Raw genomic sequence first — 19,671 nt, forward strand, 5'->3', positions numbered from 1 at the left:
CCTCGAATGCTGGCGCCCCTTGGGCGACCAGATCGTCGACTGCATTTGCCATGCCGTATAGCTTGAGATTGCGCAGCATGATGAAGATAGAGGCTCCGGCTGGATCATGACGCATGGCGCTTCGGTGTCGGCTCGGGCGGCAAAGAAAGCGGTTCCCCGAGCGAGACATAATCCTTCGGTCCACCTGTTACCGTGTCCACATAATGCGGGTTAGGAGCATCATGCACTGCACGACCCCGCAACTGAGCCAGTTCATTCCGCTTCGCTTCGATGAATGTGTCGGCACAGATTTCCAAGAGTTGCTGGAAGGCCAACGAACCCTCTGGCAGCCTGATACCGTTCTCCTCCATCAGAGTATGAGCCATGACACGGATGTGCGGTGTATCTGATCTTGCCAATCGCAATCTCGCGACCAGATCATCCACCGTCTCTGATCGTGCTTCTATGAATGCCTTCAGGGTGTCAAAGTTACTTGCCTCAAACTCTGCGATGAGGTCAGCGCCGCCACGGACATGAGTGGCATAAGCTTCTCGCCCTAACGCTAACTGTTGGTCAGCATCCAGTTCGTGAAAGGTTTCCTTGATGGCGCTGAGTCGACGATACACCGCAGATACCTCATGACGCTTCTTCTGAGTGGCGGCGGTGGCATGTTGCAATGCTTCGGCCCGATCCGACGTTCTCAAGGAAACCCAATATTCCTTACGTTTAAGGCGCTCCTGCATGGATTTAGGCACCTATACACGGACGTACCATTTGTTGCCACGCAGAAAGATTTTGGGGACTGATACACGTGGGTTCATAGATTTTACCATAGCAGCCTATTGTAGCAACACAAGTTGCACAAAGCTTTGTTTTGCCGAAGCAAACTGGAAAACAAGAATAAAAAGTGTGGGTGGCGGAGACGAAGGGATTCGAACCCTCGAGACGGTTTCCCGCCTACTCCCTTAGCAGGGGAGCGCCTTCGACCACTCGGCCACGTCTCCATTAGTGGGTGTAGCAGCGCAGTACGGCAAAGAACAAGGCTGAAACGTCACAAATTCGCGCAAACCAACCACACCACCTGCGGCATGGGCAAAATCAACGGGCCCTGGCGCTGCGCAGCACTTGATGCGCCCATAACGCAAACATATCAATTCCGAAGGATGCATCGCCATGACTGACAAGCCCATCGCCCTTGTCACCGGGGCGGCCCAGGGGATCGGTTATGCCTGCGCCGAAGCCTTGGCCGAAGACGGCGCCCGCCTGATCCTGAGTGATGTCAACGCCGACGGCGTAGACCAGGCGGCCAAACGGCTGGGTCACGGCGCCGTGGCGATCCCGTGCGATATGGGCGATCCCGACCAGATCACCGCTCTTTTTGACCGGATCGAAGAAGAACATGGCATTGTTTCGATTCTGGTAAACAATGCCGGTATTGCGATGCCGGCCGATTTTCTCGACACCACACCGGAGCAGTTCCAGCGGGTGATCGACATCAACCTGACCGGTACGTTCCTGGCCTCACAAAGGGCGGCCAAGGGGATGATGACCCACGGGATCGCCGGAGCCATCGTCAATATGTCATCGATCAATGCTCAGGTTGCAATCCCATCCATCGCCGCCTATTGCGCCTCAAAAGGAGGGATCATGCAATTGACCAAGGCTGCGGCGCTGGCCCTACCCCCCTACAATATCCGGGTCAACGCGGTGGGGCCCGGATCCATCGATACGGCCATGATGGGAGGCGTCAACGCAAACCCAGCCGCCATGGCCAAGGTGATGTCGCGCACCCCGCTCCAACGGGTGGGTGCCCCGCGGGAAATTGCGGATACGGTCGCTTTCCTGGCCAGCCGGAAAGCCAGCTATATCACGGGAGGGGACGATCTATGTCGATGATGGCCGGTTGCGCATGAATTACACGTGCTGACGTGACCATTCCGATCCCCAGATGGCGAAGAGCGGGGCGTGCAATCCTTCATGTCAGCGCCTTTGTGATCCTGACCCTGCTCACCCAGGTCGGCGGTCTGGCATGGTTGGCTGCGCTGGCCGTGCGCCCCCGCATCGTCAGCTTTGCGGGCGCCTATCTGGCACTCTGGCTGATAACACCCTTTGCGGCGGCGGCGTTTGGACGTGTCCCGATGCCGTGCAGCGATGAGGCAGGCCTGCGGACCAAGGCGATATACTGCGCCCTCAACAGGCACTACGTGACGCCCGACCTCCGCCACGCCGCGATCCAGGCGGCGCAAACCGTCGCAGAGACGTTCCCGGGCACGCACACTATCGCACTGGATGCTGGGTTTCCGTTCCTGGATGGCATGCCGCTCCTGCCGCATCTCAGCCATGATGACGGTCGCAAGCTCGACCTTGCCTTTTATTACACCGATCCGGCGAGCCAGTATCTGCCCGGCCAGACACGCTCCCCCTTGGGATATTGGGCTTTTGAAACGGGGCCATCGACCTGCACGCGCCAATTTCCGACCCTGCGCTGGAATATGGATCTGCTGCAGCCCCTCTGGCCCGACCGCCCACTTGAAGGAGCCCGCACCACCGCCCTGGTCCAGGCGCTGATCGCGGATCCCCGCATCGGCAAGATCCTGATAGAGCCGCATCTGGAAACCCGCTTGGGCCTGGGCCACTCCAAGCTCCGCTTCCAAGGCTGCCGCGCCGCGCGCCACGACGATCACATCCATATTCAGCTTTGATGATACAAGCAGCACATGGGCGGATTAACCCAAGAACAGCCGCCATGGGCAGCGTCGCAGATATTTCCTATGCCCCTGATCACGTGTAAAACTGCCCCCACACAGTCCGGTCCGAGGGATAAGATGGCCACACAGATCGACCCCGAAAGCCTCACTTGGCGCGTTACCCCGGATTTACTGGGCGTTCTGGACACCTCTGGCTATTTCAAACGCACCAATCCCGCATGGTGGGCCACGCTCGGCCTACTCCCGCAAGATATCGAAAGCCGTCAATTCTTTGATTTCATCCACCCCGAGGATCTGCCGAAAACCGAACAGGCTTTCGTTGCGATCCAACAAGGCCAACCCATCCTGAATTTTGAAAACCGGTACCGCCATAAGGATGGCAGCTATCGCTGGTTGTCGTGGAATGCCGTGCCGGAAGGCGATCTGTTCTTTTGCAGCGCGCGGGATATCACCCTGTCCAAAGTGAACGCGGCCAGCCTCAAAACGCGAGAGCAAGAGGCCCGCCTGCGCGATCAGTTCACGGCCGTTCTGGGTCATGACCTCAGAAACCCACTTGCCGCGGTTGATGCCGCAATGCGCCTCATGCGGCGTCAGCCGCAATCGCAAAAATCTTTGGAATTCCTCGATATCGGCGAAAAATCCGTGCACCGGATTTCGGAACTGATCGACAATCTCATGGATTTCGCCAGGGTTAGTTTGGGCCAGGGTTTGGATATCATACCCGTTGACGATTGCGACCTTGCGCCGGTCATTCAACAGGCTGTTGAGGAATTGCGGCTCGGCAATCCAGATGTGACCATCATCGAAAGCTATGACCTGAACCGCAGTTCCCAGGTTGATCCCGATCGGATCGGGCAGTTGGTGTCGAACCTCGTGGGGAATGCGGTGGCCCATGGGCAAACCAGTTTGCCAATTCGGGTGACGGCCACCGACACGGGCGACGTCATCTCGATCGCGGTCGAGAATATCGGGGACCCCATTCCGCCAGACATCCTGCCCCGACTTTTTGAGCCATTTTCGCGTGGCAACGATCCGCAGGCAGGAAAAGGGTTGGGTTTGGGCCTGTTCATCGCCCGGCAGATCGCCGTCAAGCATGGCGGCGACCTTAGCGTCGCGTCGGATGCGGAACGGACCGTGTTCACCTTCCAGATGCCCGTGCATCTGCCAGCAATCGCGGTGAACGACTAGCCGTGGATGAGGGTCATTCGTCCCGGTGCCAAGGCTGATCTGTCCGCACCCTTGTCCGCTTTAGTCTTACCAAACGCTGACCGGGCCGCGCGATGCGTATGTATGGCATGTGTATGGGTTCTGCATCGCCTATGCTGCCCCACCTTGCCGCGCGTCCAACCGCGTCGTATGCCGGATCTCGGCAAAGATCGGGAGGGCGACGCCATGGGTTACAAAGAGGTCTATGAGAGCTGGAAAGCGGATCCAGAGGCGTTCTGGCTCGAACAGGCCCATGCCATCGATTGGGTCAAAGCCCCGACCAAGGCCCTGTCGGATGAGCATGCTCCGCTGTACCAATGGTTCGCCGATAGCATGGTCAACACCTGCTATAATGCCGTGGATCGCCATGTTGAAAACGGGCGCGCCGACCAGGCCGCCATCATCCATGACAGCCCGGTAACCGGTTCAAAACACACGATTACCTATGCCGAATTGCAGACCCGTGTTGCCGCTCTGGCCGGGGCGCTCGCTGCAAAAGGTGTCACCGAGGGCGACCGCGTCATCATCTACATGCCCATGGTGCCAGAAGCGCTGGAAGCCATGCTCGCCTGTGCCCGCCTGGGCGCCATCCATTCCGTCGTGTTTGGCGGGTTCGCCGCCGCCGAACTGGCCATCCGCATCGATGATTGCACGCCCAAGGCCATCATCGCCGCCTCCTGCGGGCAAGAACCCGGGCGCATTGTCGAATACAAGCCCCTGCTGGACGGCGCACTTGAAATCGCCACGCATAAACCGGAATTTTGTGTTATCTTTCAACGGGATCAGCTGCCGGTGGCGCTGGAGCCTGGCCGCGATGTCGACTGGCACGCCTTCCAGGCGGATGTCCCACCGGCCGATTGCGTGCCCGTCGAAGGCACCCACCCCGCCTATATCCTTTACACCTCCGGGACGACCGGCCAGCCCAAAGGCGTGGTGCGCCCCACGGCGGGGCACTTGGTTGCGCTGAACTGGACCATGAAAAACATCTACGATGTTGATCCGGGCGATGTCTTCTGGGCCGCCAGCGATGTCGGTTGGGTCGTGGGCCACAGCTATATCTGCTATGCTCCCCTGATCCACGGCAACACCACCATTGTGTTCGAGGGCAAGCCCGTCGGGACACCCGATGCCAGCACGTTCTGGCGTGTGATTGCCGAACATAAGGTGAAAAGTTTCTTTACCGCCCCGACCGCATTCCGGGCCGTCAAGCGTGAGGATCCGAAGGGTGAGTTGGCAAAATCCCATGATCTCAGCCACTTGCAGACCGTCTACCTGGCCGGTGAGCGGGCCGACCCCGACACGATCCACTGGCTGCAGGACATGCTGCGGATCCCCGTGATCGACCATTGGTGGCAGACCGAGACGGGCTATACCATCGCCGGAAACCCCATGGGGATCGAGGCGCTGCCGGTCAAGATCGGCTCCCCCACCGTGCCCATGCCAGGCTACGACGTGCAGGTGCTGGATGAAGGGGGCCACACTGTCCCCGCGGGGACACTTGGCGCGATTGCCGTGAAACTACCCCTCCCCCCAGGCACTTTGCCGACGCTATGGAATGCAGAAGAGCGCTTCCGCAAAAGCTACCTCGACACGTTCCCAGGCTATTACGAGACGGGCGATGCGGGCATGATCGACGACGATGGCTACCTCTACATCATGGCCCGCACCGATGACGTGATCAACGTCGCCGGTCACCGCCTCTCGACCGGCGCGATGGAGGAGGTGCTGGCTGGCCATCCCGATGTCGCAGAATGCGCCGTGATCGGTGTGGCGGACGGCCTGAAGGGTCAATTGCCCATGGGCTTCCTCTGCCTCAATGCCGGTACAGAAAGAGGTGCCGATCAGATCGTCGCCGATTGCGTCAAACGGGTCCGCGACCAGATCGGCCCCGTTGCCGCCTTCAAGCTGGCTACGGTGGTTGACCGCTTGCCAAAGACCCGCTCGGGCAAGATCCTGCGCGGCGTCATGGCCCGCATCGCGGACGGCGAACCCTACAAAATGCCCGCCACGATCGACGACCCCGCCATCCTCGATGAAATCACGTCCCGCCTCAAAACCCTTGGCTACCCGCAACAGTCCTAATTCCGGTGGCGTCGACGAAATAGCCGCTTCTTGACCGGCAATGCCATGACGTGGCTCCCTGAAAGAACGGCCAGCCAAAATCAATGCGCCGCAAATTGTAACCTCGCTGCGTTTACACGAGAGACTGCGGAAGGGGATCTCCGGAAAACCTGGATGACGCAAAACTGACGCACCGACCGAGGGCTTCAGCGGCTGCAACCAACAGGAAGTTCGAGGACCCCATCAGGTTGAAACCATCAATACGCGCGGTAATCGGCACCAAATCGCTGCATGGCACCCTTGAATCTCCCTGCACGACAGGTCTATGGGGCCGTGATGCGTGCGTGGTGGGGGGCTGCGGGCGCCGACACATATTTGAACCAAACCTGCGTGGTCTTTCATGTCGAACTCTCATCTCGCTCCGATCCCAGAGCTTTACGTTTCCTACGATAGCGCCCAAAAACTGAAAGTAGAGGCGGGGGAGCTGCCCAGTTGGGATCTCACTCCGCGCCAGATTTGCGATCTTGAACTGCTGATGAATGGCGGCTTCAATCCGCTGAAAGGTTTCCTGTCGGAGGCGGATTACAACGGTGTCGTTACCGATATGCGCCTGACCGACGGGTCGCTTTGGCCGATGCCGATCACGCTGGATGTCTCCGAAGAGTTCGCCAATTCGATCGAACCGGGTCAGGATATTGCCCTGCGTGACCAGGAAGGTGTCATCCTCGCCACGATGACGATGACCGACCGCTGGACGCCCGATAAGGCCAAGGAAGCGGCCCATGTCTTTGGTGCCGATGACAGCGCCCACCCAGCGGTGAACTACCTGCACAACCATGCGGGTGCGGTTTATTTGGGTGGCCCCGTGACCGGCATTCAGCAGCCGGTCCACTATGATTTCCGGGCTCGCCGCGACACGCCGAACGAGCTGCGGGCCTATTTCCGCAAGATGGGCTGGCGGCGCATCGTGGCCTTTCAGACCCGGAACCCCTTGCATCGCGCGCACCAGGAACTGACATTCCGTGCCGCCAAGGAGGCACAGGCCAACCTGCTGATTCACCCCGTCGTCGGCCTGACGAAACCTGGCGATATCGATCACTTCACCCGCGTACGCTGCTATGAAGCGGTACTGGACCAGTACCCGTCGGCCACCACCACCATGAGCCTGCTAAACCTGGCCATGCGCATGGCTGGCCCGCGCGAGGCTGTCTGGCATGGTCTGATCCGCCGCAACCATGGCTGTTCGCACATGATCGTGGGCCGTGACCATGCCGGACCGGGCAAGAATTCGGCCGGGGACGATTTCTACGGGCCTTACGATGCACAAGACCTGTTCCGGAAACATGCCGAAGAAATCGGCATCGAGATGGTCGACTTCAAGCACATGGTCTTTGTACAGGAGCGCGCGCAGTACGAGCCTGCGGATGAGGTTGAGGATGGTGCGACCGTCCTGAACATCTCGGGCACAGAGCTGCGGCGGCGTCTGGCCGAAGGGCTGGAGATCCCGGAATGGTTCAGCTTCCCCACCGTGGTCGACGAGTTGCGGCGCACCCGTCCGCCCCGGGCCAAGCAGGGTTTCACCGTGTTTTTCACTGGCTTTTCGGGGTCCGGCAAATCCACGATTGCCAATGCGCTGATGGTCAAGCTGATGGAACTGGGGGGCCGTCCAGTAACCCTTTTGGACGGCGATATCGTGCGCAAGAACCTCAGCTCGGAACTGGGTTTTTCCAAGGAACACAGGGACTTGAACATCCGCCGCATTGGATATGTGGCGAGTGAAATCACCAAGAATGGTGGGATCGCGATTTGTGCGCCGATTGCGCCCTATGCCACGACGCGGCGGGCCGTGCGCGAGGATATCGAGGCCTATGGCGCTTTTATTGAGATCCACGTGGCAACCTCGATCGAGGAATGCGAGCGCCGGGACCGCAAGGGCCTGTACAAGCTGGCGCGCGAGGGGAAGATCAAGGAATTCACCGGGATTTCAGACCCTTACGACGTACCAGAGAACCCGGAACTGAGCCTGGATACCGAGACCGTGGACGTGGATTACTGCGCTCAGCAAGTATTTCTGAAGCTCGAATCCATGGGCCTGATCGCCGCTTGATCAACGCCCCCGGCGCGGCGGCCCCCGCCGCGCCGCCGACCTGTTCGGCATATGCACAAGGCATGCACATCCGATGCACAAACCGTGCATACGTGCCGCGCGGCCTGTTCATCCACCAATAACAGTTTCCAAACGTCGGGCCGCGGGGCCACGCCTTAGAGATATGTCATTTGGTTGAAAGGGATACGCGCACTTTTCGTATCGCCTCGCCTTCAGCATCGTAGTTGGCCTCAATTCTCGTTGAAAGAACCCCTCCGTACAGGACAACCTGCCGCACGACATCCGCTGGGAATTTGGGGCCCTGTTTTCGGTTATAGTAGGCGCCGTCCACTTGAAGTGTTCCGTCAAGATTGACATGGGGTTTCATCGAGTTCCAGCCATCGAATCCCTGAAAGCCTTGAGCCTCCAGCCATTCGGTTGCCTGTTCAATGCCGCCGGAGGCTGACAGCAATCGGAAGATACAAAGCTCTGCATCGGCCGTGTTTCGGATCCGGCTCCAGTCCAGGCGTTTCAAGTCCGCGGCAGTCTCTGTTTCGTCACCAGGTTCCAGGCAGGATTGCGCATCAGGAAACCGGACCAAAGCCCACCAGCCGTACCAGTCCACCGGGTTTTCCAAGAAGGCTTCAGTTTTGGCATTTGAATGACGATCCGGAAAATAGCTCGCGATCCAAGGGGGGCCGACAGTGTAAATAAAGGCCGCGCAGATAAGGGCAGAGAACAGCATGTAGATTTTTTCATCGAGGGCATTTTGCCGAAAATGGGCAATCGATCCTCCGGGGCGACCTGCAACACGACCCGTCAACAGCCAGTATATGAGGAGACAGAGAAAGATAAATCTTGATAGGCTGTCTGCATATGCGACCGTTGAGAGATAAAACAGGATGGCAGCAACCAAAAGGAACAGTATTGGTCGCCGAACGATCCACGGAAATACGGTTCGATCCAGTAGTAGAAAAACGACGCCGAGCAGGAAGAGTGCGGGGGATAGAACAAAGGGAACAACCCAAAAACTACCGATCCGGGTTGTGTAATGATCGCTCGGATCCCCCCAAATGAGACCTGTGAGGATCACCGTCGCCGCAGTGGCAACAATAAGGGAAAAGACGATACGGCAATATCTGTTGAATAAGTAAGCGCGGGATGGGCGATATCTGAATGTCATGTGATCGCAAAACCTCGCCATCGGTGATCAACAGTCTGTGCTGCGAGATAAGAACCGATGGGTTGGGCGCCTATTACGGAATACGTGACCCGCGCGATCTATGAATGAAACACAGTGTTTTACGATGCGGGATGCAGCTTGAACCGCACCCGCAATTGCGGGCAATTACACGAGCAGGTCGCCTGATATCAGGACGTGTGCCTGGCCGGCGACTTTGACGCCGGTGATGGCATCGGGCGGGCCCAAGACCTCGACACGGGCCTGGCCGGGGCGGCCCATGGCGTGACCTTGTTCCGCGATATAGCTGGGGCTGTCGATAAGGCCGTGATGCCACAGGTAGGCGGCGGTCGCGCCGGTGGCGGAGCCGGTGAAAGCATCCTCTGGCGGGAGGGGCGGGGACAGCAGGAGCCGGGCGAAGGTGGCTCCGACCTCGGACGCGCCGGAGAGGGTGACCAGGTAGGGAAAGACCTCATCAACGTTCGGGATCGCGTGGCGCTTGGCGAAGGCGGCGAGATCCGGCATGAGCGCGGCGCGGCGCAGGGCATCCTGGTCACGGATCACGGTGATGCAGAACGGCAGCCCGGTCGAGACGACCTGGGGCTGGCCGATGATGTGACCAGCCGTCAAACCAACGGCCGCGGCAACCTCTTCAGCCGGGAGGGTTGGGCCAAAGGTCGGGGCGATCTGCGTCATCTCGATCCAGGTCTCGCCGCCACTGCGGTCAAGACGGATGTCGATCACGCCTGCCCCGCTTTCAATCGTCAGGGTGTCACCGGGGATCAGACCGCGATGGAGAAGAGACCCGACGCTCGCAATGGTCGGATGACCCGCAAACGGGATCTCACCCGTTGCCATGACGTAGCGCACCTTTGCATCGGCCACGCCGATGAACGTGCATTCCACCAGGGACGTTTCGCGGGTGAAGGCAATACAGTCCGCATCGGACATCGCCCCACTGTCATCGACAACCGCGCATCCATTGCCGCCGAATGGGCGGTTGGTGAACGCGTCGACCCAATCGACCGGGTAGACGGCCATGGTTTAGTGCACGCTCACCGGGGTCATGTCATTCTGGCGGGCCAGAATAAAGGCCAGTTCGCGGTCAGCGACCAGGGCCAGGGGCGCGCCATCGACATCGTGGACGGCATAAAGCGCATCATGCCCGTCAGCCTGTTCCTGCACTTCCTTAGGCAGGTCGGATATTTTGACCGGGCGCACATACACGGTTTTCGGGTCGACCTGGTCCATTTGCACATTCTTCATCATGTCTGTCATTCCCTTATCCCATACTAATCTTAATTGTTTGCACCACGCTTTCAGGCGCCGACCGGGTCAGATCCACATGAAGCAGCCCGTTTTCCAGCAGGGCGCCCGACACCTCGACCCCGTCGGCCAGCACGAAACTGCGCTGGAACTGCCGGGCGGCGATCCCCCGGTGGAGGAAGATGCGGTCTTCGGCATCATCGGTTTGGCGTCCGCGGATCACCAATTGCCGGTCCTCGACCGTGATCGAAAGGTCAGCCTCGGCAAAGCCGGCGACGGCCAGGGTGATCCGGTAGCTCAATTCACTGGTTTGTTCGATATTGTAGGGGGGGTAGCCCTCATTGCCGGATTTGGCGGTGCGTTCCACCAGCCGCTCCAACTGCTCAAACCCCAAAAGGAAGGGGTGTGACCCCAACATCAATTTGCTCATGCGGCATGTCCTCGACCTAAGCGACACTGCAATGGGCCCCATTTGGCGACCCTGAAAAGAATATGGGGAGCGAAAGCCAGGCCCGCAAGTGTCAAGGCAATTGCGTCCTTCGCCAACTTGCCTATATCTCACCCAATCCGTCTTAGGTAACCAGCCATTCCATGACCACGACGCCTGAAATGAGCCACAACGACGTCTTGCGTGTGAAACTTGAGGTTTTGCGGCGGGAGCATCGGGATTTGGACGAGGCGATTACGGCGTTGGCCGCGCAACCGAATGCGGATCCTTTCACGGTGAAGCGGTTGAAAAAGCAGAAATTGGTGCTGAAGGACAAGATCTCGCAGATCGAGGATGAGCTGACGCCTGATATCATTGCGTGACCCGGGCGGGGTCGGTATAAATCGCGGCTCAGGCAGGGGGATCGGATGGTCAGCGTAGGTGTTATCATGGGCAGCCAGTCCGATTGGCCAACCCTGGCGAAGGCGGGCGCGGTGCTGGACGCCTTGGACATCCGGTATGAACGGCGGATCGTCTCAGCGCACCGGACCCCAGACAGGCTTTGGGACTATGGTCGGACGGCGGTGGACCGGGGCTTGCAGGTGATCATCGCCGGTGCCGGTGGTGCTGCGCATCTGCCGGGCATGATGGCGTCGAAAACCCGGGTACCGGTGATCGGCGTGCCGATCCAGACCCGGGCGTTGAACGGGGTCGACAGCCTGTATTCCATCGTGCAAATGCCCCGCGGCTATCCCGTGGCGACGATGGCGATTGGGGAGGCCGGGGCGGCCAATGCGGCGCTGATGGCGGCGGGTATCCTGGCGTTGAAAGATGAAGGTGTGGCCGCGCGGTTGGATGAATGGCGCGCTGATCTGTCGGCTTCCATCCCAGAAGAACCCGTGGATCCGGCACCATGACGCCCCCCCTTCCTCCCGGCAGCACGATCGGCATTCTGGGCGGCGGGCAACTGGGGCGGATGTTGTCTGTTGCCGCGGCCCGACTGGGCTATCGTTGCCATATCTTTGAACCCGACGCAGCCCCTGCCGGCGATGTCGCCGCCAAGGTGACAACAGCCGCCTACAGCGATGCAGACGCGATAGCGGCCTTTGCCAAGGCCGTGGATGTGGTGACGTTCGAATTTGAGAATATCCCGCTTTCATCCCTTGAGGCGCTGGCCCGGCTTTCCCCGCTGCGTCCGGGCATTGCCGCGCTGGACGCAAGCCAGGACCGCCTAGTCGAAAAGACGCGACTGCGCGCACTCGGTCTGCAAACGGCCCCATTTGCCCAAGTCGATGACCTGGCTGGATTGCGAGATGCAACAGGCCAGATCGGGTCGCCTGCGATCCTGAAAACCCGCCGCATGGGATATGACGGCAAGGGCCAGGTCAGGATCACAGAGCACACGGATTTGGCCCAGGCCTGGGACAGTCTCCAAGGCGCACCCGCGATCCTCGAAGGGTTTGTCGACTTCCGGTCCGAAGTCTCGGTCATCGCCGCACGTGGTCTTGACGGTGCGGTTTCCTGCTTTGACCCTGGTGAAAACGTGCATCGCGACGGTATCCTGCGCACCACCACTGTCCCTGCTCGGATCACATCTGGCCAACGCAGCGATGCCGTGCTTATCGCGGCGAAGATCCTGAATACGCTGGATTATGTTGGCGTGTTAGGGGTGGAGCTTTTCGTGACTCCGGGGGGCTTGATCGTCAACGAAATCGCGCCGCGCGTCCATAATTCCGGCCATTGGACGCAGAATGGCTGCGCCATTGACCAGTTCGAACAACATATCCGCGCGATCGCCGGCTGGCCGCTGGGCGATGGCACCCGCCATGCGGATGTGGTGATGGAAAACCTGATCGGCGATGACATGGACCGGCTGCCACATCTAGCGGCCCAACCAAATGTCGCCCTGCACCTTTATGGAAAGGCCGAAACCCGGCCCGGACGCAAGATGGGTCATGTGAACCGCACCGCCATTCGCGCTTAGACCATCCCATCATGTGTTCAGAAATATCCCCGCCGGAGGCACAAGATCGTGGGGCGCAACATTTGAATTTTATGCCTCCGGCGGGAGTATTTTTAACAACAAGAAAAGGGCAGATATGAGCACCGGTTTTTTCTGGGATGAACGATGTTTCTGGCATGGTGGCGGTAATTACTCTTTCACGCTGCCGGTCGGTGATCTGGTGCAGCCCGGGGGTGGTTTGCCGGAAAATCCCGAGACCAAGCGGCGCCTGTTGAACCTGATGCATGTCACGGGGATTACGGCGGATCTGGCTATGTTGGACGCCCCGGCGGCCACGGATGAGGATTTGGGCCGTGTTCATCCGCAGAGTTACCTGGACCGATTCAAGGACGCGTCCGACACGGGTGGCGGCGAGTTGGGCCTGCGAACGCCGTTCGGGGCGGGGGGGTTTGAGATTGCGGCGCTCTCCGCCGGGCTGGCCAAGGCGGCGGTGCAATCGGTACTGACCGGCGCGCATCGCAATGCCTATGCCCTGTCGCGTCCGCCCGGTCACCATTGCCTGCCCGATTGGCCGAACGGATTTTGCCTGCTCAACAACATCGCGATTGCGGTGGAGGCAGCACGGGCCGAAGGATTGCTGGGGCGGGTGGCCATCGTGGATTGGGATGTGCATCACGGCAACGGAACTGAGGCCATCTATTATGACCGGGCAGATACCCTGACCATCTCATTGCATCAGGAGCATAACTATCCGCTGGATACCGGTGATGCGGTCGATCGAGGGCGGGGGCCGGGCCTTGGCACCAACCTGAATATCCCGCTGCCGCCCGGGACCGGTCACCTCGGCTATGTCGCCGCGATGGATCGGCTCGTTCTGCCTGCTTTGACGGCGTTTGAGCCCCATGCGATTGTCGTGGCCTGCGGCTTTGACGCCAGCGCCATTGATCCGCTGAGCCGGATGCTCGCCACGGCCCAGACCTTTCGCACCATGACGGCGCAGATCCAGCGCGCCGCCAACGAGATTTGCGATGGCAGGCTTGTTCTGGTCCATGAGGGTGGATATTCCGAGGTTTATGTCCCTTTCTGCGGCCATGCGGTTCTGGAGGAACTGTCGGGCAGCCAGATCACCGCACCCGATCCGTTTGACGCCACCTTTATGGCGCGACAGCCCGGCCCAAGGTTCGATACCATGCTGTCTGACTGGCTTGATGCGCTGGAGGCAGAACACGCGGCAACCCCTTGATCCCAGCCCTGCGGTCCCCAACATCTGTTCCCGTGATCAAAGGAGTATCCATGTCTGATACCTCACCTGCGCTTGATTTTCTGCTGACCCGCCGATCCCGCCCGGCCAAGTTACTGGCCGCGCCAGTGCCCGACCGCGACGCCCTGACCGTTTTGCTGACCGCAGCCGCGCGCAGCCCCGACCATGGCAAGCTGGAGCCATGGCGCTTCATCGTATTGGAGGCAGCAGCGATGCAACGACTGGCGGCACTGGTGGTGGCGCGCGGCACCGCGTTGGGACGGGATCCTGACACGATTGAGAAGGCGCGCGCGGATCATGCCAATTCCCCTTTAGCCGTCGCCGTGATCTCTGCCCCGAAACCGAGCGAAAAGATCCCCCAGATCGAACAGGTCCTCTCTGCCGGGGCGGTCTGTCTGGCCCTGCTGAACGCAGCACTTGCCGCCGGATGGGGGGCCAATTGGCTGAGCGGTTGGGCCAGCCATGACCGTGATTTCGTAACCCAGGGGCTGGGATTGGCCGAGAGCGAGCGCGTCGCCGGCCTGATCCATATCGGCACCGCCACACGGATCCCGCCAGAACGACCAAGGCCGGATCTGACCGCCATCACCGAATGGGTCAGCGCATGATCCTTAGCGATTTTACCAAGGCATTGGGGCAACTCAGCGACCGTCGGTTCCTGAGGGTGCTGTTCATCGGCGTGGCACTGACGGTCGTCCTGCTTGCAAGCATGACAGGCCTGTTCCTGTGGGGCATCAACGCGATCACGCCAGACGAATTGACCCTGGGCGGCTACCAGATCCGCTGGATTGATGACCTACTGTCCTGGGCATTTGTGGGCGTGATGCTGGTGGCTTCCATCTTCCTGATGGTGCCGGTGGCATCACTGTTTACCGGGTTCTTTCTAGAGGATGTGGCCGCCGCGGTGGAGGCCAAGCACTACCCAGAGCTGCCTCCCGTGCAGCGCATTCCCCTGGCCGACACAGTACGCGACAGCGTCAATTTCTTTGGCGTTCTGGTGGCGGTCAATGCGGGGGCCATGATCATGGCGCTGATCTTTTTGCCATTTGCCGTCCCGATCTTTTGGGTCGTCAACGGATTTTTGCTGGGCCGGGAATACTACCAGATGGTCGCCATGCGCCGTTTGGGCCGGGCGGGCGCCAATGCCGCGCGCAAACGCAATGGCGGCGCGGCCTGGTTGGCGGGCACGCTGATGGCCGCCCCCCTGTCGATCCCATTGATCAACCTGTTTATTCCAGTGCTGGGAGTGGCGACATTCACCCACCTGTTCCATCGGTTGGAGCGCCAGAGCCTGGCCCAAACCGCTTGAGCAGATCAAAATCGTCGACCGTGATCGTCCCGGTCACGATGATCACGTAGATCAGCATCCAAAGCGGGATGGTGATCAACGTGACGATTCGCACGGTGCGGCCCGGTTTGAAATCCGACGGGGCAGAGGCATGGGTGCCTTTCAACACCATGCCGTCATCCCCTTGGGTCCGGGTCACAATGGGCAGTACGATGAACAGGGTCATGAACCAGATGACGGCGAACAGCACCAACGCAGAGGTGATGGCCATCAGACCTGCTCCAGCTCGATCAGGGTGCCGTTGAAATCTTTTGGATGCAGGAACAGGACCGGCTTGCCATGGGCACCGATCTTGGGCTCCCCACCACCCAGAATGCGGGCGCCCTGCCCCGCCAGATGGTCGCGCGAGGCGATGATATCATCGACCTCATAGCACACATGATGGATCCCACCTGATGGGTTTTTCTCAAGAAATCCGGCAATTGGACTGTCGTCGCCCAGGGGGTACAGCAGCTCGATCTTAGTGTTGGGCAGTTCAATAAACACCACCGTCACGCCATGGTCCGGCTCATCCTGGGGCGCGCCGACATTGGCGCCCAGCGTATCGCGGTACATGGCTTGGGCAGCCTCCAGATCCGGCACCGCAATCGCAACATGGTTCAGGCGACCGATCATTATGACACTCCTTTTGGCAACTGGCCCGCAACCTATGCAGAGGGTTTTTAATCATGGCAAGGCGACCGTTTACCCCCCATTAGGGAGTTTTCGTCTTACTGGCTGTGAAGTTGCAGCCCCGGAGGCAAAAATGTCCGACGATCTGAAAGACCTTCTGCCCTTGCGAAAACCAACATCCGACCGCCCTCTTTTGGGATCGACTGTTCTGGTGGTGGAGGATAGCCGGTTTGCCTGCGAAGCGATGCGCCTTTTATGCTTGCGCAGTGGGGCCCGGATCCGGCGGGCGGATTGTCTGGCCTCGGCGGCGCGGCATCTGAAAACCTATCGTCCGACGGCGATCATCGTGGATATGGGCCTGCCTGACGGCTCCGGTCTGGATCTGATCGGCGAATTGGCCCATGCCGAAAGCCGGGTTCCGGTGATCCTGGGCACCAGCGGCGATCCCGAGATGGAGCCTGTGGCGCGGGAAGCCGGTGCGGATGGGTTTCTGACCAAGCCGATCACTGGGCTTGCCCCCTTCCAACAGGCCATCCTGGAGCATCTGCCACCAACCTCCCGGCCCCAGGGATTGCGGCAGGTCTCAACCGAGGAGATCAACCCCGACCCAATCGCCCTGCGCGACGATCTGGCCCATGTGGCCGACATCCTGTCGGGCGGCTCCGACGATAATACGCTGGATTACGTGGCGCAGTTCCTGGCCAGCCTGGCCTATTCCGCCACGGATGACCATCTGGCCCGCGCGGCTGAGTCGTTGTCCCATGCCCGCGCGAACGGTCAGCCCTCTGCAGCGGCCATCGCGCAGATCTCGAACCTGGTGGATGATCGTCTGACCGCGAATGGTCCGATCTGAAACGCCCGAATGACGGTCAGGTTGAGGGCAACAACGCCGGATCCCGCGCCACCAAGACAGGGCCCGTTTGGCCAGATAAGCTGCTGATCTGCTGGCCCGCTGCATCAAAATTCGCGGCATCCAGCCAGGCATCGTAGGCCACCGCCAAAGCAGGCCACTCGCCGTCAATCGCCGCATACCACGCCGTATCGCGGTTGTGCCCCTTGATCACCATTGCCTGGCGGAAGGTCCCCTCATAGCTCAGCCCCAACCGTTCGGCGGCCCGACGCGAGGGCAGGTTCAACGCGTTGCACTTCCATTCCAGCCGCCGGTACCCGGCTTTGAACGCCCAGCGGATCATCAAGGTCAGCGCTTCTGTCGCGGCCCGGCTGCGCTGGAGCCGTTTGGAGATGTTGATATCCCCGATCTCGATAGAACCCGCCGTGGGGTTGATCCGCATAAGACTGGCCACACCGGACCACCGGCCATCCTCAGCCCGGATGGCATAATAGACGGCATCGGGCGCCCCCGCCCTGTCAGACACCCAGTCGCGATAGTCCTCAAGGGTTTGGAACGGCTCATAAAACAGCCAGTCCCAAATGCGATCATCGGCAGAATTGGCGGCGAAAAGATCCGCCGCATGGTCCAGGCTCAAGCGCTCCAGCCGAGTGTAGCGGCCCTCCAGAACCGGCGCGTCGGGCCAGGGAGGTGGCGACCAGCCGGGCACCGCGGAGCCAATATCGCGCATCGCCTAACCCTCGGGGTCGATGACGCGGAGCGACAGTTCGCGCAGCTGCTCGTTCAGCGGTTCGGACGGGGCGCCCATCATCAGATCCTCGGCCCGCTGGTTCATCGGGAACATGATGACCTCGCGGATATTGGCCTCTTCCGCCAGCAGCATCACGATCCGATCGATCCCCGCCGCACAGCCGCCATGGGGCGGCGCGCCGTATTTGAACGCGTTGACCATGCCGCCAAAACGGTTTTCCACCTCCTCAGCGGGATAGCCTGCAATCTCGAACGCCTTGAACATGATCTCTGGCCGGTGGTTCCGGATTGCGCCCGAAACCAACTCGTAGCCGTTGCAGGCCAGGTCATACTGGTATCCAAGCACCTCAAGCGGATCGCCATCCAGTGCCGCCATCCCCCCCTGGGGCATGGAGAACGGATTGTGTTCGAAATCGATGGCGCCTGTCTCTTCATCGCGCTCATAGATTGGGAAATCCACGATCCAGGCAAAGGCAAAGCGGTCCAGGTCGGTCAGGCCCAACTCCTCCCCGATCGTCACTCGCGCCTTACCCGCGACCGTCTCAAACTGCGCAGGCTTACCGCCCAGGAAAAACGCGGCATCACCAACGCCCAGCCCAAGTTGCTGCCGGATCGCCTCTGTCCGCTCCGGCCCAATATTCTTGGCCAGCGGCCCCGCCGCTTCGAACCATCGGTCATGGTCAGGATCATACCAAGCACCAAGCTGATTGATCTGCTTTAGAAGTTCTGGATCTTTGGCTGCATCATCGGGAAAACCAAATCCACCACCGGTGGGTACACCGTCAAGGTCGGTTTCGATCTTAGTCAGGCCATCGGCGGCCAATTCCCGCCAAAAGATGTAGCCCATTCCGGGCAGGCCCTCTTTCTGGGCAAAGGCGTTCATGCGGTCGCAGAACTTGCGGCTGCCACCCTTCGGCGCGGGAATGGCCCGGATCTCGGTCCCCTCCTGCTGCAACAGCTTTGCGAAAATCGCAAAGCCGGAATCGCGAAAGTGGTCACTGACCACTTGCATTTTAATAGGGTTCCGCAGGTCGGGCTTGTCGGTGCCGTACCATAACGCGGCGTCGCGATAGCTGATCTGCGGCCAGTCGGTATCGACTTTTTTGCCGCTGCCAAACTCCTCGAAAACACCGGTCAGAACGGGCTGGATCGTATCGAAAACATCCTGTTGCTCAACAAAACTCATTTCCATGTCGAGTTGGTAGAAGTCTGTCGGGGACCGGTCGGCGCGCGGGTCTTCATCCCGGAAACAGGGCGCGATCTGGAAATATTTGTCGAAGCCCGACATCATGATGAGCTGTTTGAATTGCTGCGGCGCCTGGGGCAGCGCGTAGAACTTGCCGGGATGCAGGCGGGAGGGCACCAGGAAGTCGCGCGCACCTTCGGGGCTGGACGCGGTGATGATCGGCGTCTGGTATTCGCGAAACCCGATATCCCACATGCGGCGGCGCATCGAAGCCACAACGTCGCTGCGTAACGTGATGTTTTTCTGGAGCTTTTCGCGGCGTAGATCGAGGAACCGGTAGCGCAGGCGCGTTTCCTCGGGGTATTCTTGGTCGCCGAACACCATCAGGGGCAACTCATCGGCGGCACCCAGGACTTCGAGGTCGCGGATGAAAACCTCGATCTCGCCGGTAGGAATCTTTGGGTTTACAAGGCTTTCGTCGCGGGCCTTCACCTCTCCGTCTATGCGGATGCACCATTCGGACCGGACCTTTTCAACCTCGGCGAAAACCGGGCTGTCGGGATCGGCCAAAAGCTGCGTGGTGCCGTAGTGGTCGCGTAGATCGATGAACAGCAGCCCACCATGGTCGCGCACCCGGTGGACCCACCCCGACAGGCGCACGGTTTGGCCCACATAGGCGCTGTTCAGGTCGGCGCAGGTCTGGCTGCGATAGGCATGCATGGCGGGCTCAATCCGTTAGGTGCTGATGTTCGCGGCGATAGACATCCGCGGGCTGTGGAAGTCAAGGC

Annotated in this window: 21 protein-coding genes, 1 tRNA gene and 1 pseudogene; 12 read left to right on the forward strand and 11 right to left on the reverse strand. The window is 60.1% G+C overall.

The annotated features are described in order from the left end of the window. From IU397_RS10795 to IU397_RS10805, 3 genes and pseudogenes are all read right to left on the reverse strand, one after another. Nucleotides 1-115, reverse strand: a pseudogene (locus IU397_RS10795) (ATP-binding protein); the annotation flags it as partial. Beyond that, nucleotides 105-722 carry a hypothetical protein gene (locus tag IU397_RS10800; protein WP_204413392.1) on the reverse strand — a complete coding sequence of 206 codons (618 nt, stop codon included), beginning with the start codon at nucleotides 720-722 and terminating at the stop codon, nucleotides 105-107. The gene IU397_RS10800 and the pseudogene IU397_RS10795, both read right to left, overlap by 11 nt. Nucleotides 723-893: 171 nt before the next feature. Further along, nucleotides 894-983: transfer RNA gene (locus IU397_RS10805), tRNA-Ser, on the reverse strand. Between the two features lie 169 nt (nucleotides 984-1,152). Between IU397_RS10805 and IU397_RS10810 the strand changes: the two genes are divergently transcribed. From IU397_RS10810 to IU397_RS10830, 5 genes are all read left to right on the forward strand, one after another. Beyond that, nucleotides 1,153-1,875, forward strand: a complete 723-nt coding sequence (locus tag IU397_RS10810; protein ID WP_239479734.1) for an SDR family NAD(P)-dependent oxidoreductase — start codon at nucleotides 1,153-1,155, stop codon at nucleotides 1,873-1,875. A 32-nt stretch (nucleotides 1,876-1,907) separates the two neighbouring features. After that, nucleotides 1,908-2,681 (forward strand): hypothetical protein, encoded by a 774-nt coding sequence (locus IU397_RS10815; protein WP_370541656.1) that lies wholly within the window; start codon nucleotides 1,908-1,910, stop codon nucleotides 2,679-2,681. A gap of 123 nt (nucleotides 2,682-2,804) precedes the next feature. Further along, the gene (locus IU397_RS10820) at nucleotides 2,805-3,875 is read left to right on the forward strand and encodes a PAS domain-containing sensor histidine kinase (RefSeq protein WP_204413394.1); all 1,071 of its coding nucleotides are present in this window, start codon (nucleotides 2,805-2,807) and stop codon (nucleotides 3,873-3,875) included. A gap of 204 nt (nucleotides 3,876-4,079) precedes the next feature. Beyond that, a complete protein-coding gene (locus IU397_RS10825; RefSeq protein WP_204413396.1) occupies nucleotides 4,080-5,975 on the forward strand; it encodes a propionyl-CoA synthetase in 1,896 nt (631 codons plus the stop codon). 379 nt (nucleotides 5,976-6,354) lie between these two features. Continuing rightward, entirely contained in the window at nucleotides 6,355-8,061 is a 1,707-nt protein-coding gene (locus tag IU397_RS10830; RefSeq protein ID WP_204413398.1) for a bifunctional sulfate adenylyltransferase/adenylylsulfate kinase, read from the forward strand. Nucleotides 8,062-8,227: 166 nt separating this feature from the next. Here IU397_RS10830 and IU397_RS10835 read toward each other — a convergent pair whose 3' ends face one another. The 4 genes from IU397_RS10835 to IU397_RS10850 all read right to left on the reverse strand — a co-directional run bounded on the left by IU397_RS10835 (nucleotide 8,228) and on the right by IU397_RS10850 (nucleotide 10,916). Next, entirely contained in the window at nucleotides 8,228-9,223 is a 996-nt protein-coding gene (locus IU397_RS10835) for a hypothetical protein (protein ID WP_204413401.1), read from the reverse strand. 165 nt (nucleotides 9,224-9,388) lie between these two features. Beyond that, complete coding sequence (locus IU397_RS10840; protein WP_204413403.1) at nucleotides 9,389-10,261, reverse strand: PhzF family phenazine biosynthesis protein; 873 nt, start codon at nucleotides 10,259-10,261, stop codon at nucleotides 9,389-9,391. A gap of 3 nt (nucleotides 10,262-10,264) precedes the next feature. After that, nucleotides 10,265-10,489, reverse strand: a complete 225-nt coding sequence (locus tag IU397_RS10845) for a DUF1150 family protein (RefSeq protein WP_204413771.1) — start codon at nucleotides 10,487-10,489, stop codon at nucleotides 10,265-10,267. Nucleotides 10,490-10,502: 13 nt separating this feature from the next. Then, nucleotides 10,503-10,916, reverse strand: coding sequence for an Hsp20 family protein (locus IU397_RS10850; RefSeq protein WP_204413406.1), 414 nt, complete (start codon nucleotides 10,914-10,916; stop codon nucleotides 10,503-10,505). Nucleotides 10,917-11,077: 161 nt separating this feature from the next. Here IU397_RS10850 and IU397_RS10855 point away from each other — a divergent pair, with 161 nt between their 5' ends. The 6 genes from IU397_RS10855 (at nucleotide 11,078) to IU397_RS10880 (ending at nucleotide 15,446) form a co-directional block, all read left to right on the forward strand. After that, the gene (locus IU397_RS10855; protein WP_204413408.1) at nucleotides 11,078-11,296 is read left to right on the forward strand and encodes a YdcH family protein; all 219 of its coding nucleotides are present in this window, start codon (nucleotides 11,078-11,080) and stop codon (nucleotides 11,294-11,296) included. A 45-nt stretch (nucleotides 11,297-11,341) separates the two neighbouring features. Next, nucleotides 11,342-11,830, forward strand: a complete 489-nt coding sequence (purE, locus tag IU397_RS10860) for a 5-(carboxyamino)imidazole ribonucleotide mutase (RefSeq protein ID WP_204413410.1) — start codon at nucleotides 11,342-11,344, stop codon at nucleotides 11,828-11,830. Next, on the forward strand, nucleotides 11,827-12,897 hold the full coding sequence (locus tag IU397_RS10865) for a 5-(carboxyamino)imidazole ribonucleotide synthase (RefSeq protein ID WP_204413411.1): 1,071 nt from the start codon (nucleotides 11,827-11,829) through the stop codon (nucleotides 12,895-12,897). Before purE ends, IU397_RS10865 begins: the two co-directional genes overlap by 4 nt. Nucleotides 12,898-13,012: 115 nt before the next feature. After that, nucleotides 13,013-14,119, forward strand: a complete 1,107-nt coding sequence (locus IU397_RS10870; RefSeq protein ID WP_204413414.1) for a class II histone deacetylase — start codon at nucleotides 13,013-13,015, stop codon at nucleotides 14,117-14,119. 50 nt (nucleotides 14,120-14,169) lie between these two features. After that, on the forward strand, nucleotides 14,170-14,745 hold the full coding sequence (locus tag IU397_RS10875; RefSeq protein WP_204413415.1) for a nitroreductase: 576 nt from the start codon (nucleotides 14,170-14,172) through the stop codon (nucleotides 14,743-14,745). Next, nucleotides 14,742-15,446, forward strand: coding sequence for an EI24 domain-containing protein (locus tag IU397_RS10880; RefSeq protein ID WP_204413418.1), 705 nt, complete (start codon nucleotides 14,742-14,744; stop codon nucleotides 15,444-15,446). The genes IU397_RS10875 and IU397_RS10880 overlap by 4 nt, the downstream gene beginning before the upstream one ends. Here IU397_RS10880 and IU397_RS10885 read toward each other — a convergent pair. Both IU397_RS10885 and mce read right to left on the reverse strand, forming a co-directional pair. Next, a complete protein-coding gene (locus IU397_RS10885) occupies nucleotides 15,394-15,696 on the reverse strand; it encodes a DUF1467 family protein (RefSeq protein ID WP_204413419.1) in 303 nt (100 codons plus the stop codon). The two genes, IU397_RS10880 and IU397_RS10885, sit on opposite strands and share 53 nt — an antisense overlap. Then, a complete protein-coding gene (gene mce / locus IU397_RS10890; protein WP_204413427.1) occupies nucleotides 15,696-16,100 on the reverse strand; it encodes a methylmalonyl-CoA epimerase in 405 nt (134 codons plus the stop codon). Before mce ends, IU397_RS10885 begins: the two co-directional genes overlap by 1 nt. Nucleotides 16,101-16,230: 130 nt before the next feature. Between mce and IU397_RS10895 the strand changes: the two genes are divergently transcribed. Next, nucleotides 16,231-16,950 carry a response regulator gene (locus IU397_RS10895; protein ID WP_204413428.1) on the forward strand — a complete coding sequence of 240 codons (720 nt, stop codon included), beginning with the start codon at nucleotides 16,231-16,233 and terminating at the stop codon, nucleotides 16,948-16,950. A 16-nt stretch (nucleotides 16,951-16,966) separates the two neighbouring features. On the opposite strand, the gene IU397_RS10900 is transcribed toward IU397_RS10895, so the two are convergent. Together IU397_RS10900 and aspS are read right to left on the reverse strand one after the other, a co-directional pair. Then, nucleotides 16,967-17,677 carry a GNAT family N-acetyltransferase gene (locus tag IU397_RS10900; RefSeq protein WP_204413429.1) on the reverse strand — a complete coding sequence of 237 codons (711 nt, stop codon included), beginning with the start codon at nucleotides 17,675-17,677 and terminating at the stop codon, nucleotides 16,967-16,969. A 3-nt stretch (nucleotides 17,678-17,680) separates the two neighbouring features. Then, nucleotides 17,681-19,603 carry an aspartate--tRNA ligase gene (aspS, locus tag IU397_RS10905; RefSeq protein WP_204413430.1) on the reverse strand — a complete coding sequence of 641 codons (1,923 nt, stop codon included), beginning with the start codon at nucleotides 19,601-19,603 and terminating at the stop codon, nucleotides 17,681-17,683. Between the last annotated feature and the right edge of the window lie 68 nt (nucleotides 19,604-19,671).

Source organism: Actibacterium sp. 188UL27-1 (genome assembly GCF_016901225.1).
In the GTDB taxonomy this organism is placed as follows: domain Bacteria; phylum Pseudomonadota; class Alphaproteobacteria; order Rhodobacterales; family Rhodobacteraceae; genus 188UL27-1.

Bases quoted from the DNA above. Each gene is read 5' to 3' on its own strand.
- IU397_RS10800 (WP_204413392.1), bottom strand. From the start codon at position 722: ATGCAGGAGCGCCTTAAACGTAAGGAATATTGGGTTTCCTTGAGAACG.
- IU397_RS10810 (WP_239479734.1), top strand. From the start codon at position 1,153: ATGACTGACAAGCCCATCGCCCTTGTCACCGGGGCGGCCCAGGGGATC.
- IU397_RS10820 (WP_204413394.1), top strand. From the start codon at position 2,805: ATGGCCACACAGATCGACCCCGAAAGCCTCACTTGGCGCGTTACCCCG.
- IU397_RS10825 (WP_204413396.1), top strand. From the start codon at position 4,080: ATGGGTTACAAAGAGGTCTATGAGAGCTGGAAAGCGGATCCAGAGGCG.
- IU397_RS10830 (WP_204413398.1), top strand. From the start codon at position 6,355: ATGTCGAACTCTCATCTCGCTCCGATCCCAGAGCTTTACGTTTCCTAC.
- IU397_RS10835 (WP_204413401.1), bottom strand. From the start codon at position 9,223: ATGACATTCAGATATCGCCCATCCCGCGCTTACTTATTCAACAGATAT.
- IU397_RS10840 (WP_204413403.1), bottom strand. From the start codon at position 10,261: ATGGCCGTCTACCCGGTCGATTGGGTCGACGCGTTCACCAACCGCCCA.
- IU397_RS10845 (WP_204413771.1), bottom strand. From the start codon at position 10,489: ATGATGAAGAATGTGCAAATGGACCAGGTCGACCCGAAAACCGTGTAT.
- IU397_RS10850 (WP_204413406.1), bottom strand. From the start codon at position 10,916: ATGAGCAAATTGATGTTGGGGTCACACCCCTTCCTTTTGGGGTTTGAG.
- IU397_RS10855 (WP_204413408.1), top strand. From the start codon at position 11,078: ATGACCACGACGCCTGAAATGAGCCACAACGACGTCTTGCGTGTGAAA.
- purE (WP_204413410.1), top strand. From the start codon at position 11,342: ATGGTCAGCGTAGGTGTTATCATGGGCAGCCAGTCCGATTGGCCAACC.
- IU397_RS10865 (WP_204413411.1), top strand. From the start codon at position 11,827: ATGACGCCCCCCCTTCCTCCCGGCAGCACGATCGGCATTCTGGGCGGC.
- IU397_RS10870 (WP_204413414.1), top strand. From the start codon at position 13,013: ATGAGCACCGGTTTTTTCTGGGATGAACGATGTTTCTGGCATGGTGGC.
- IU397_RS10875 (WP_204413415.1), top strand. From the start codon at position 14,170: ATGTCTGATACCTCACCTGCGCTTGATTTTCTGCTGACCCGCCGATCC.
- IU397_RS10880 (WP_204413418.1), top strand. From the start codon at position 14,742: ATGATCCTTAGCGATTTTACCAAGGCATTGGGGCAACTCAGCGACCGT.
- IU397_RS10885 (WP_204413419.1), bottom strand. From the start codon at position 15,696: ATGGCCATCACCTCTGCGTTGGTGCTGTTCGCCGTCATCTGGTTCATG.
- mce (WP_204413427.1), bottom strand. From the start codon at position 16,100: ATGATCGGTCGCCTGAACCATGTTGCGATTGCGGTGCCGGATCTGGAG.
- IU397_RS10895 (WP_204413428.1), top strand. From the start codon at position 16,231: ATGTCCGACGATCTGAAAGACCTTCTGCCCTTGCGAAAACCAACATCC.
- IU397_RS10900 (WP_204413429.1), bottom strand. From the start codon at position 17,677: ATGCGCGATATTGGCTCCGCGGTGCCCGGCTGGTCGCCACCTCCCTGG.
- aspS (WP_204413430.1), bottom strand. From the start codon at position 19,603: ATGCATGCCTATCGCAGCCAGACCTGCGCCGACCTGAACAGCGCCTAT.